This is a genomic window from Microcystis wesenbergii FACHB-1317 (assembly GCF_014696875.1).
GTDB classification, from domain to species: domain Bacteria; phylum Cyanobacteriota; class Cyanobacteriia; order Cyanobacteriales; family Microcystaceae; genus Microcystis; species Microcystis wesenbergii_A.
The window spans coordinates 30,940-42,948 of the sequence record NZ_JACJQV010000185.1; the positions used below are offsets into that span (position 1 = coordinate 30,940).

Sequence of the window (12,009 nt, forward strand, 5' to 3'; positions counted from 1 at the left end):
CTGATAACTGATAACTGATAACTGATAACTGTAAAAAAATGAATGCTTTATCAATACCGACGTGGATAGTTCATGTATCGAGTGTCGTAGAATGGATAGCGGCGATCTGGTTAGTCTGGACCTATGGCGAAATCAGTAGAGATCGATCGTGGCGAATGTTATCTTGGGGAATGTTACCCGCTTTAATTGGGGCCATGTGTGCCTGTACATGGCATTTTTTTGATAATATCAGTGCCTTATCCTGGTTAGTCACCCTACAGGCAGCCATGACTGTCTTAGGAAATTTTACCCTCTGTGCTGCCGGTTGGTGGCTGTGGCGTTCCAGTAAAATCAGCGTTAACAATGAATAAAGAGAGTTTATTTGCCATTTCCCTGTTTCCCTATCTGGGGTTTCTTTGGTTGATCACTCGTTCAGGAAAAATGCCCCGTTTAGCCTTAATTGGCTTTTATGTGCTGTTAATCTTCGTTTTTATCACCATTCCTGCTGGTATCTACGCTAAAATCCACTATGGTCAAGAATTAGCCAACGTCGATTGGTTACACGGCAGCGCCGAACTTTTCCTCACCCTCTCCAATATTCTCGTCGTCTTAGGTTTTCGTCAGGCAATTTTAGCCAAAAAGGAAACAGAGAAAGGGGAACAGTAAACAGTGAACAGTAAACAGTAATCAGTGAACTGACAACTCACATCTGATAACTGATAACTGATAACTGATAACTGATAACTGAATTGTGATACAATCGCCCCAAAACGTCCCCGCGTCAGTCAAATATGTCCCCGATTACACCGTCCATCAGCGTCAACGAACCAAACCCGCAGGCTGCCATCCAGACTTTATCGGTAGTGGTTCCCATATATAACGAAGTGGACAGTATTCCCCATCTCGTCGAGAGTATCGCCACGATTTTGCGTTCTTATCAAATTAACTACGAGATAATCTGTGTTGACGACGGTTCTAAGGACGGTTCCACCGAGGTTTTAACTAATTTAGCCAAAAATCGCGATGATCTCAAGGCGGTAATATTGCGACGCAACTACGGACAAACCCCCGCCATGGCTGCCGGATTTAATTATGCCACGGGACAGATAATCGTTACCCTCGACGGCGATTTACAGAACGATCCCAATGATATACCCCTATTATTGGCCAAATTAGAGGAAGGTTATGACCTCGTGAGTGGCTGGCGCAAAAATCGCCAAGATGACCGGGTAAAACGGCTTTTACCCTCAAAAATAGCTAATTGGCTAATAGCAAAGGTTACAGGGGTCAAATTACACGACTACGGTTGTTCTTTGAAAGCCTATCGAGCCGAATTAGTTGCCGATATGAATCTTTACGGGGAATTACATCGCTTTTTACCCGCATTGGCTTTTATTGAAGGGGCAAAAATAACCGAAATTCCCGTTAATCACCACGCTAGACGGTTCGGACAGAGTAAATATGGTTTAGGTCGCACAATTCGCGTGATTATGGACTTATTTACTGTCTTTTTTATGAAAAAGTTCCTCACCCGTCCGATGCACATTTTTGGACTCTACGGACTGTTATCGATGGTAGTGGGGATTATTTTAGGCACTTATCTGACTATTCTCAAACTCGGTTTCGGACAAGAAATCGGCGATCGACCTTTGTTAATCCTGGCCGTGTTATTCTTTTTAACTGGGGTACAATTACTCTGTTTTGGTCTTTTGGCAGAAATTTTGATGCGAACTTACCATGAATCCCAAAAACGTCCCATCTACCGCGTTCGTACTGTTGTCGGGAATAGGGGATTTTTCAGTGAACAGTGAACAGTAAACAGTAATCAGTAAAAAGACAGTAGGAAGCTGCTATTTAATACTGCCCACTTAATACATACTGCACACTTAAATAGGGAGGCACAATTATTTGTAGAATGGGTTAGCGGTAGCGTAACATGAGCGGGTGTTGGGTTGAAGCATGAAAACCAACCTACGTTCTGATAACTGATAACTGATAACTGATAACTGATAACTGATAACTGATAACTGATAACTGATAACTGATAACTGAAAAAAATATGACTATTTGGGAACTTGATTTTTATTCGCGGCCGGTGGTGGATGAAAATAATAAAAAAAGATGGGAATTATTAATCTGTGAAACTCCGGCAACAATCGATCGCCCCTCCGATACAATATTTAAATATGCCAGTTATTGTCCTAATACGATGGTTAATTCCCAATGGTTAGGAGAGGCAATTACTGCAGCTATCAAGGCAGCGGGAGTAACTCCCAAAAAAATTCGCTTTTTCCGTCGTCAGATGAATAACATGATTAGCAAAGCTTGCGAGGATATCGGTATTCCCGCTTCCCCTAGTCGTCGCACTCATGCTTTAACTAGATGGATAGAAGAAAGAATGGTTAATTTCTATCCTCAAGAAGTTGGTTATGATCAAAATTTAACTAAAACCGCTTCCGTGAATTATCCTCCTTTAAATGCTGTTCCCCTTCCCGATGCTGTCCGGGGAGATAAGGCAGATAAATGGGCTTTTGTTACGCTAGAATTGTCTTCTTTTCATGATATAAAAGATTGGGATATTAGCTTCGGAGAAAATTTGCCTATACTAGGGATGGGATTAGATGAGAATCTAAAAATCCCCGGTTTAGTTATTTTTTCCCCCCGCGCTTTACCCTTAGCTGGTTGGATGTCAGGGTTAGAAATGGCCTATTTAAAGTTAGAAACTGGTTCCCGTCCCGTGCTACGTTTAGAAACGGGTGCTAGTGATAGCTGGATTCTCGTCAACGTCACTAATGCCGAGACTTTAAAGGAAGCCAAAAACTTTGAAGAAGCTAAACAAAAAGCGAATAATCTGCATTTTTTAGCCATTCAATCTAACCCTGAATCGGAATCCTTCGCTGGTTTTTGGCTACTACAAGAAGGCTCTCAAGAGTAAAGTTTAGTAAAGGTGGGTTTTCAATCCACCCCTAGACAATTAACTTAAAAACATTGTCGGGTCCAACTACCGTGTAACCCGTAGGGAATATGATGTTTAAGATGGATAACCGCTAGGGAATTAGTGATATCTTTAGCATCTAAGATCACCACATTCGATCGATGACTAGCCGCATCGTAAGTGACAACCAATAACCAACCATCATCTTCAGCGATTCCATCGGGTTTAGGCACAAAAACTGGCTCACCCGCAAATCCCCGGGGAGCAAAAGAATGTAATTGTTTTTCTCCCGTTAATAGGTCCAGTTTTAAGATTGCTTGCAAAGGAGCATTACCGGTGGCATGATGAGTGGCAGCGATGTATAAATAACGGTAATCTCGACCAACTTTTGCAGGATTAATGCTGGGAAATTCACAACAATGCTCTAGAATACATTCTCTTGTAACGGTATTTTCTGATAAATTTAGTGTAAATCGCCACAGATGTCCGGGAGCTAAACTATCAAAATCTACCGATTGAAAATTGCTATTTGAATCCAGTTGTGGTAAGGATTGATAACAAATAGAATCAATATAAATTTTCTCCCCTTGTTCAAAAGCATTGCTATGATGGAACACAAAACCCGATGGAGTTTCTAAAACTTTCACTTCTCTTTTGTTAGGATCCCGGGGGATAATAATAATCCTAGTTAACTTGTCCGGTTGATTAATAACGCATTCTCCCGCACCTTTTAACCCAAAAAGAAAGGGGAAAGGATTATAACCAACCGGGTTTTGGAAAAAGATAGCGTAGTGGGGAGTAATAACAAAATCGTGGATAAAACAGAAGCCAGGTATACTGTGGGTATGACGACGTAATAACTTACCCGTGGGACTAATTTCGTAGAGAGTAATAGCACTCGACAAACCCGTTTTAATGGCAAAATTTACCAGACAAGGTTGATGATTATCGAAGATACAAGCGGGATCGATGCGAGGATGAGCGGCAAAAGCATCGCCTCTTTCTAAGATACCATCGAGATAGTCTAAACCAATAGTATCAAGGGTTTTAGCATCGAGGCGATGGGGTTCGGCCGCTTCCCAAAGTGCCAGTAATTTATTACCCCAGTAGATAACATTAGTATTAGCAATATTTTTCAGACGCAAATCAAAAGCATTGCCGAAAATTCCCCCCGGTTTTTTCGTGCCGAAAACACCGCGATAAAGGGGTTTTCCCGCTTTCTGTTCCTGGAGATAACCCTCGGTTTTAACAAAACGATTACGATAATGTACGCGCCCATGATTGAAGCTAATCGCGCTGATCATACCATCCCCATCGAAGGGATGAGCGATCGCAGTGCCAGCGATATCCAGTAAACCGGGGCCGTTTTTAAAGACTGTACCCTGTAAATCGGCGGGAATTTGCCCCTCGATGTCCTCTACCTCGTAATCGTACTCGTTAGGTTGGGATTGATAGCCTTTTTGCCAATCCTGACGATTATAGGATTTTTCGCCAATTGTCGGAGTTAATACCATGGTAGTTTTAGGTTTATATTTACTTTTCTTAACATAACTTAAAACTACCAGAGCTAAAAAGAAGGGGGTGGCTAATCATTTATTTACCCCCTCCTTGTCGTCTTGTTATTTAACAAACAACATTTCTTGATAGGTGGGTAGAGGCCAGAAATTGTCGGCCACTTCCCCTTCCAGTGTGTCAGCATATTCGCGCACCTTATCCATCAAGGGACGGATTGTTTGAGCGGAATACTGCATATGTTCCTCGATCGAGTCAAAATCGTGTTTAGCCATGGCTGCACTCAGTTTGCTAACGCCATCCATCAGTAATTTAATTAGATTCGAGACGGTTTGGGCGCTTTCCTTATCTATCTCGATGCCGATCGCCGCCGCATTAGCGATCGCTGAGGACAATTCCGACAAGTAGCGAACAGCAGCGGGATAAATAATCGTTTTAGCCATACTCACCACCAGTTTCGCCTCCACCTCGATGGCCAGCAAATACTGTTCCGCATAGACATCAAAACGACTTTCCAGTTCCACGGGGGTAAGCACACCCATGCGGGTAAACAGTTCTTCGATATAATCGGCCCTCAGCACGGGTAAAGCATCGGCAGTGGTGCGGAGATTAGCCAAACCGCGCTCTTCTACCGCCATTTTGTGCCATTCTTGGGAATATCCGTTACCTCCGAAGATCACATTTCTGTGTTTGTCCATGATCTCCTTGAGAACACCCTGGGCAGCAGTATTGAGGTCTTCCCCAGCTTTCATCCGGCTTTCTAGGTTATCCGCCACCCAAGTCAGGGAATCGGCTAGAATCGTGTTCATCGCCACCAGCGGCCCAGAAACTGACTGATTAGAACCCACGGCCCGGAATTCAAAGCGATTGCCCGTAAAAGCAAAAGGAGAGGTACGATTGCGATCGCCTGGATCCTTGGGGAATACCGGCAGGGTATCGACACCCAGATCCATCAATCCCGGGGCATCAGAACCCTCAATTTGTCCTTGGCTAATTTGGTCGAATACCTTTTCTAACTGACTGCCCAAATATACGGAAATAATGGCGGGAGGAGCTTCATTTGCCCCCAAACGGTGATCATTGCTGGCAGTAGCCACCACTGCGCGTAAAAGCGCCCCGTACTTGTGAACGCCACGAATAACCGCCCCACAGAATAACAAAAACTGCATATTAGCGTGGGGAGTATCGCCCGGATCCAACAGATTGCCCTGGGTGGCGTTGCCGACAGACCAGTTAACGTGTTTTCCCGAACCATTAATTCCCGCAAAGGGTTTTTCGTGCAGTAGGCAAACAAAACCGTGTTTTTTAGCCGTACTTTTCAGCAAAGTCATAATTAACTGCTGATGGTCACTGGCCACGTTAGCAGCCTCGAAAAAGGGGGCAATCTCGAACTGTCCGGGGGCGACTTCATTATGGCGGGTTTTGGCCGGAATGCCGAGGCGATACATTCTTTCCTCTACTTCCTGCATAAACACCTGAACCCGTTCGGGAATCGCGCCAAAATAATGATCGTCGAACTGTTGACCCTTGGCGGCGGGTTTACCAAATAGGGTGCGACCGGTGAGCAGTAAATCGGGGCGACTATGGGCAAAATGAGCATCTACGAGGAAATATTCCTGTTCAGCGCCGCAGCTGGAGTTAACGGGGGCGACTTCCGTATGTCCTAATAGTTTAAGCACCCTGGTGGCGGCTTTACTCATCGATGAAATCGAGCGTAAAAGCGGCGTTTTTTTGTCGAGGGCCTCTCCTGTCCAAGAGATGAAAACCGTGGGGATACACAGGGTTACACCATTATCCGTCTCCATGACGTAGGCCGGACTGGTGACATCCCAAGCGGTGTAACCCCGCGCTTCAAAGGTGGAGCGAAGTCCGCCGTTAGGAAAGGAGGACCCGTCCGGTTCCCCTTGTACTAAGACTTTGCCCGTAAATTCTGTGATCACCGAACCGTCGCTCTGCACGGAGATAAAGCCATCGTGTTTTTCGGCGGTGGCGTTGGTCATCGGATAGAAGACGTGAGCATAGTACAGCGCCCCTTTGGACGTGGCCCAATCCTTCATCGCAGCCGCCACCGCACTGGCGATGGAAACGTCTAATTTTCCCCCGGTTAAAATCGTGTTTTTGACCGACTTGAATACATCTTTCGGAAGACTGGCCTGCATTTTGCTCAGGGTAAAGACATCGGTTGCCCAGAGGGCCTCTAAACGTTGAGGAATTTTGCTCGGTAGGGGTTTACGGTCTGTGACTTGAGAGATAGCTTGAACACGGGTTCCATAACTCATAAGTATTTTTCCTATTTTGCTGTGTCGTGGATAAAGGGTTACTTTACTTAGGCGATGACAAGTTTCCTACTAACTTTGATGTTGAAGTCCGGTCAGAGGCTATTCTCCGCTTAATAATTTTGATCCCACGGCACAAGCTTCTGTCCGGTTTTTATTTATCTGCTTACGCCGGCCTCTTTTCCGATCAATGAGCAACACCAGCCTTAATCTTAAGAACAGATGATCGAGAGATTTGTATCAAACATTACAAATCTCCCAAACCCGATCTTTCCCAAGCGATCGCACTGAGAAAACGGGTTTCTTTGAGAAACCCGTTTTCTGGAGATAAAACTCTATACATCTATGCAATCGATAAAAAAGCGATATTTGACAAAATCGGGGGGGGGAGTAAAATGCTGGTGGAATTTGCCCAAAATTGCCCATGAATTTTACAACTAACTTCAAATCTCTCTCTCTGGCTGGTGTTGTCTTCGCCGGCACAGTTAGCGCGATCGCTGGACTGACTATCCTCCCCGTCCAAGCGCTGCCGATCATCTACAATCCGACTCCAACCTTAACGCTTAATGCAGGCTCTGCTACTCCCACCGTTGGAGCCTTAGTCAACACTGCCAACGGCAATGGGTTGACTGGACCTGGAAACGCTTTGCAGCAACAGCACGTCGGAGGTAGCAATGGAGCTAATTTCTGGGGAGTACGTTTAGAAAGCGGGACGACTCCTGCTGATGTCAATCTTGATTTTGATTTTGGCAGTTCTGTGTTCTTAGATACCTTGGCTTTGTGGAATTACAACGCTTTTAATACCACAGCTACTGATCGCGGAATCAAGGATTTCACACTAATTCTCTCCAATAACTCCGACTTTAGCAGTCCAGTTTATGTATCAGGAACCCTAACACTACCTGAAGGTACGGCAACTAACATACCAGCGACAATCTTTTCCTTTCCTTTAATTCAAGCCCAATATGCTAGAATTGATGTAGCAAACAATTGGTTCGTTGGTTGGACAGCACCAGGGCCTATTGGTCTCTCTGAAGTTCGCTTTGCCCAGACTGTTCCTGTTCCCGAATCAAATTCTGTCTTAGGTTTGCTGGCCCTAGGCTTACTGGGAACGGCAGCGGCACTTAAGCGCCATTGGAACTGAGAAAACGGAAGAAAACGGGTTTCTTTGAGAAACCCGTTTTCTGTTTAAGCGCCATTTGGACTGAGAAAACGGGTTTCTTTGACAAGAAAACGGAAGAAAACGGGTTTCTTTGAGAACAAAGAAGAAAACCAAAGAAGAAAACGGGTTTCTTTAAGAAGAAAACGGAAGAAAACTGATTTCTTTGAGAAACCCGTTTTCTGCTTAAGCGCCATTGGAACTGAGAAAACGGGTTTCTTTGAGAAACCCGTTTTCTGAACTTTTGGAGATCGCTAGGGATTGCTAACTCGCGCTAGACTAGATTAAAATAATTAATTAACTCCCAATCATTTGTTTAATCATGAGTCAAGCTGCTGCAATCAATACTAAACTAATTGATTCTCTTGCTCAAATTATCCTTTCCTTAACTGACGAAGAACAACAGCTTCTGCTACAAAAAATCCAGCATCCAGCCTTATCTGATCTCGATTTTCAGCAAGGTTTTCCCTTTGATGTTCAAATTCCTAATACAGAAACGCTCGCCGCCATTGAAGAAGTAGAAAAACATCCTGAGCGTCTTAAGCGTTATAGCAGCGTCGGGCAGATGTTCGAGGATTGGAACAGTGATTAAGACAACCCAAGTGCGGATTCCTGCCTTGATGCGTAGTGTCGAAGAAATTAAACTTGAATGGAGTTAAATATGGATTTTGTAGTCGCGCAGCTAGAAAACGGGTTTCTCAAAGAAACCCGTTTTCTCTCAAAGAAACCCGTTTTCTCTCAAAGAAACCCGTTTTCTCTCAAAGAAACCCGTTTTCTCTCAAAGAAACCCCTTTTCTGGACTGTCAATCTCTTGTCTCGATTAATTCGGGGACAAGTTCAGGTATAAAACCGGGTTCAGCTAAAGAACCAGTAACATGATGTTCAAAGACTTCTGCGGGGGGAAAAGTTTTCTTGACTTCCTGAGATTGCGGATCCGTAGAAGGTAGCCATTTAATTAGGGGTAAAGGTAGGAGAGTAGAGAGATTAGTAATCACCACCAATAACCAAAGGTTATCAAAATTAGTTTCGGTGACTCCCAACCAATGGGTTAATAAAGCGCCGATTTCTTGGGAAACTAATCCTGACATATTCCAGATAGACATTAATAAAGCGAATAGAGATGCTTCAATGCCCACGGGACAAAGACGCGCTGATAAAATTAAGACGGGTAAAAAGGCAATTTGTCCCATGACGGTGAGGATGAGACTATCCCCCAAACTAAACCAATGATCGTCAATACCGAGCGCTCGATTAGTATGGGTAACTAAGATTAGGGTAGTCATCCCTAAAAGCGCCGAAATCACCGTACTGCAACCCAAAATTAAACGAAAGGAAATCGCTTTTAAAAACCGTTGATATACCCAGATCCCCAGGATCGAGGCTAAACTGGTGACTAAGCGCACTCGTCCTAAAAATTCCGGTTCAAATCCTAACTCGTTGGTGGTGAAGTAGAAAAAGGCAGAATCGGCGCTAGGGGTAGCCTGCCAGAGAAAAATAAAGGCAGTGGGTAATAAAATTGATTTTTGTCTAATTGCTGACCATAATTGCCCGATTTGCTCCTTGACTTTCGGCGTGGATTGTGATTCATCATTGTTATTCTTGATTTTTTCCTCTGTAATTAAAAACGCCATGGCTGAGGCAATCAGGGGAAAAATAGCCGTGAGAGCGAAGACAGGACGAGTACCAAGGTGTGCCAGTAACCAACCCCCCAGATAAGCCGTAATTAAGCCGCCTAAAGCCGATATTCCCCAAGTTAAGGACTGTAGAGAACCGGATTGAGTGAAGGACTCTTTGCGCGCTCTTTCTACTACCAAAGAATCGACGATGACATCACTAATGGTGACAGAAAGGGAACCAAGCAGGATCGCGGCCATCGCTTGCCAGGCATTCTCCACCACAGTGGCTAGGGCCAACCAAGCTAAAACCCCGAGAATTCCCGATAAAATTAGGTAGGGCCGACGACGATAGCCGAAAATAGGCAAACCATCCGAAAGAAAGCCAAAAGCTGGTTTAATCACCCAAGGAATCGCCGCCACTCCGATTAATGCCCCCATCTGGGAGGGACTCAAGGCCAAATCGTCTTTTAAAAAGAAGCTAACCGCTAATCGGGAGAGTCCGAGAATGCCCTGCACGAAATAAACCCCTAAAATGCCAATTAATTCGGGATTAGGGTCATTTCCGAACAAGATACTCTCTTTAAGGAATTTTTTCCCGCGATCGATGCCAAGGCGATTAATAAGCATGAAGTTTCATAAATATTTGTTACTGTCTCTATAATAATGATTGAGCGCTCGATCGGTGCGTTAGCTGTTAGGGTTTAACTGTTGAGCTTTAGGTTTTGGCGGTTGGGTATTGGGTTTTAGGGTTTTAGGTGAATTTCCCCATAAAAGGCTTATTGTCGTGTTATCGGGAAATTTTCTTGCGATCGCTCTGTTAACATAGCGTTTCTGATTCACAAAAGGTACATTTACGATCCTGAACAGCTTAATCAGCAAAGGTTTAAGTGTGCCGCACAGATGCGAGAACCGCTATATACAGAAAGATTTTTAAAAAAATGTGTATTTGGGGTGATATGGGGAAAGTTTATTTATAATATCTAGTCAGTCCCCAGTGACAAGGCTATTGGATTTTCAATACAAGTCATAAAAGTTTATGAAAAACCTGCTATTCATTTGGATTGTTTATGTTTTTAGTTTATGTGTTACTTCATGTAATCGGTCAAATGATCAGCAATCAATAAAAGTTTTAGATAACCAAGACAACAACGAACAGCAGGAAACATACTATGCAAGTGATATAAATATAAAAATACTACATCCCTCTTCAATTTTTATGAGTCAGATTGGCAATGCACATTCGGCATATAACCCTGAAAACAAATGTCTTACCACTATTGAATTTACATCAGCACCACAATCATGGCAACCACCTTACTTCAAGATATTAGAGTCTAGTGTCGATGGCAAAAAAGAAGAATATAACTTGCCAGGAATTGTCGGCATAAATACTGTTGACAAGAAGGGTAATTTATCTATTTTTTATGGCGAATTATTATCTGCACCTCTCGCAAGTAAGGTATTACAAGTCCGTACCTCTAATCTAAATTGCCAAAAATTGCACCTTACTATTGTACATGGTCTGTCGGCAATGTGAGTGATATCTCCTAGCTATCGCCGTAGGGTGCGTTCCCTAATGCAAGTCCTACTACTCCACTGATCGATTTTGGGGAACGCACCTTGCTCATTCATTGAAGTTGATAAGTCTAGGTGATCTAATATCCTCTGCCAGATTAGCACTTAATTGGGGATAGATCATCTACTTCTTACATTAGTATGATCGCTGCTCTGGTAGTGGTGGAGGGTTCATAAAAAAATGTGCTAATCGGCATAACAGACTTATTGTCGTGTTATTGGGAAAGTTTCTTGCGATCGCTCTATTTGAGAGTAATATAGGGAAAGATTTTTTTTAAAATGTGTATTGGGGGTGATGTGTGGAAAGTTTCCGTACAATATCTAGTTAGTCCCCAGTGACAAAGCCATTGGATTTTCAATAGATGTTATGCTGACCAGTATTTTGCTGTGGTCGATCGCACTTAGCCTGTTGCTAATCAGCTTCACACCTGGAGTATGGTACAAGCTGTGGTTTTTTGAGATTCTGGGGACAGGCTATCTTTGGTTTGCGGGCTTGACTTTGATCTTGCTGTTGGCTCTGTTTTTACCCAGGTTCCGCCCTTCGCGCCGGAAATTGATGATCACGTTAGCTGTCGGACTGGGGTTTTATGCCAGCACAATTGGTACCTGGTATGTTCCGAGGTTGCGAGATGCTAGAACTGGTGGTTTCCCATTGACTGTAATGACCTACAACGTCAACTACCAACTATGGGAGACCAGTGCCGTGACTAACCTAGTTCGGGCAAATCCCGTAGTGGGACTTAAACGCTAAATAAAGATCAAATCGAGTATAATCGTTAAAGAATAAGCACTTTACGTTGAAAGAGCAGCGATGAAAGAGACAACCCCAGCCGCGATGCCCCCATGCTTTGACCGATGGTGTCGGCGGTTTGACAATTGCTTCAAAAACGAAGCGCAAAAAAACGGCTTCAGACAATATTTAGGAGGATTATTAGGGGAAAGTGAGAGGAAAAACCT

Annotated in this window: 11 protein-coding genes and 1 pseudogene; 9 read left to right on the forward strand and 3 right to left on the reverse strand. The window is 43.8% G+C overall.

From position 1 onward, the window contains the following. The first annotated feature begins 38 nt into the window (after window positions 1-38). From H6F92_RS18280 to H6F92_RS18295, 4 genes are all read left to right on the forward strand, one after another. Complete coding sequence (locus H6F92_RS18280; protein WP_190358997.1) at window positions 39-350, forward strand: DUF2499 domain-containing protein; 312 nt, start codon at window positions 39-41, stop codon at window positions 348-350. Beyond that, window positions 343-645: a DUF3593 domain-containing protein gene (locus tag H6F92_RS18285; RefSeq protein WP_190358998.1), complete on the forward strand. Its 303-nt coding sequence runs from the start codon at window positions 343-345 to the stop codon at window positions 643-645. The genes H6F92_RS18280 and H6F92_RS18285 overlap by 8 nt, the downstream gene beginning before the upstream one ends. Before the next feature lie 125 nt (window positions 646-770). After that, window positions 771-1,790, forward strand: a complete 1,020-nt coding sequence (locus H6F92_RS18290) for a glycosyltransferase (RefSeq protein WP_004163274.1) — start codon at window positions 771-773, stop codon at window positions 1,788-1,790. 248 nt (window positions 1,791-2,038) lie between these two features. Next, window positions 2,039-2,914, forward strand: a complete 876-nt coding sequence (locus tag H6F92_RS18295) for a Tab2/Atab2 family RNA-binding protein (protein ID WP_190358999.1) — start codon at window positions 2,039-2,041, stop codon at window positions 2,912-2,914. A gap of 44 nt (window positions 2,915-2,958) precedes the next feature. Here the strand turns inward: H6F92_RS18295 and H6F92_RS18300 are convergent, their stop codons facing one another. Both H6F92_RS18300 and H6F92_RS18305 read right to left on the reverse strand, forming a co-directional pair. Then, window positions 2,959-4,428: a carotenoid oxygenase family protein gene (locus H6F92_RS18300; RefSeq protein WP_190359000.1), complete on the reverse strand. Its 1,470-nt coding sequence runs from the start codon at window positions 4,426-4,428 to the stop codon at window positions 2,959-2,961. A 105-nt stretch (window positions 4,429-4,533) separates the two neighbouring features. Beyond that, window positions 4,534-6,705 (reverse strand): glutamine synthetase III family protein, encoded by a 2,172-nt coding sequence (locus tag H6F92_RS18305; protein ID WP_190359001.1) that lies wholly within the window; start codon window positions 6,703-6,705, stop codon window positions 4,534-4,536. A 421-nt stretch (window positions 6,706-7,126) separates the two neighbouring features. On the opposite strand from H6F92_RS18305, the gene H6F92_RS18310 reads away from it, so the two are divergent. Both H6F92_RS18310 and H6F92_RS18315 read left to right on the forward strand, forming a co-directional pair. Continuing rightward, window positions 7,127-7,846, forward strand: coding sequence for a PEP-CTERM sorting domain-containing protein (locus H6F92_RS18310; RefSeq protein ID WP_190359002.1), 720 nt, complete (start codon window positions 7,127-7,129; stop codon window positions 7,844-7,846). A gap of 337 nt (window positions 7,847-8,183) precedes the next feature. After that, window positions 8,184-8,453 (forward strand): hypothetical protein, encoded by a 270-nt coding sequence (locus tag H6F92_RS18315; RefSeq protein ID WP_190359003.1) that lies wholly within the window; start codon window positions 8,184-8,186, stop codon window positions 8,451-8,453. Window positions 8,454-8,664: 211 nt separating this feature from the next. On the opposite strand, the gene H6F92_RS18320 is transcribed toward H6F92_RS18315, so the two are convergent. Next, window positions 8,665-10,104 carry a folate/biopterin family MFS transporter gene (locus H6F92_RS18320; protein ID WP_190359004.1) on the reverse strand — a complete coding sequence of 480 codons (1,440 nt, stop codon included), beginning with the start codon at window positions 10,102-10,104 and terminating at the stop codon, window positions 8,665-8,667. A gap of 409 nt (window positions 10,105-10,513) precedes the next feature. On the opposite strand from H6F92_RS18320, the gene H6F92_RS18325 reads away from it, so the two are divergent. The 3 genes and pseudogenes from H6F92_RS18325 to H6F92_RS18335 form a co-directional block, all read left to right on the forward strand. Further along, on the forward strand, window positions 10,514-11,014 hold the full coding sequence (locus H6F92_RS18325) for a hypothetical protein (RefSeq protein ID WP_149977904.1): 501 nt from the start codon (window positions 10,514-10,516) through the stop codon (window positions 11,012-11,014). 405 nt (window positions 11,015-11,419) lie between these two features. Further along, window positions 11,420-11,803 (forward strand): hypothetical protein, encoded by a 384-nt coding sequence (locus tag H6F92_RS18330; protein ID WP_242030185.1) that lies wholly within the window; start codon window positions 11,420-11,422, stop codon window positions 11,801-11,803. 60 nt (window positions 11,804-11,863) lie between these two features. Continuing rightward, a pseudogene (locus H6F92_RS18335) lies at window positions 11,864-12,009 on the forward strand (IS701 family transposase); the annotation flags it as partial.

Bases quoted from the DNA above. Each gene is read 5' to 3' on its own strand.
- H6F92_RS18310 (WP_190359002.1), top strand. From the start codon at position 7,127: ATGAATTTTACAACTAACTTCAAATCTCTCTCTCTGGCTGGTGTTGTC.
- H6F92_RS18280 (WP_190358997.1), top strand. From the start codon at position 39: ATGAATGCTTTATCAATACCGACGTGGATAGTTCATGTATCGAGTGTC.
- H6F92_RS18295 (WP_190358999.1), top strand. From the start codon at position 2,039: ATGACTATTTGGGAACTTGATTTTTATTCGCGGCCGGTGGTGGATGAA.
- H6F92_RS18320 (WP_190359004.1), bottom strand. From the start codon at position 10,104: ATGCTTATTAATCGCCTTGGCATCGATCGCGGGAAAAAATTCCTTAAA.
- H6F92_RS18325 (WP_149977904.1), top strand. From the start codon at position 10,514: ATGAAAAACCTGCTATTCATTTGGATTGTTTATGTTTTTAGTTTATGT.
- H6F92_RS18315 (WP_190359003.1), top strand. From the start codon at position 8,184: ATGAGTCAAGCTGCTGCAATCAATACTAAACTAATTGATTCTCTTGCT.
- H6F92_RS18300 (WP_190359000.1), bottom strand. From the start codon at position 4,428: ATGGTATTAACTCCGACAATTGGCGAAAAATCCTATAATCGTCAGGAT.
- H6F92_RS18330 (WP_242030185.1), top strand. From the start codon at position 11,420: ATGCTGACCAGTATTTTGCTGTGGTCGATCGCACTTAGCCTGTTGCTA.
- H6F92_RS18290 (WP_004163274.1), top strand. From the start codon at position 771: ATGTCCCCGATTACACCGTCCATCAGCGTCAACGAACCAAACCCGCAG.
- H6F92_RS18305 (WP_190359001.1), bottom strand. From the start codon at position 6,705: ATGAGTTATGGAACCCGTGTTCAAGCTATCTCTCAAGTCACAGACCGT.
- H6F92_RS18285 (WP_190358998.1), top strand. From the start codon at position 343: ATGAATAAAGAGAGTTTATTTGCCATTTCCCTGTTTCCCTATCTGGGG.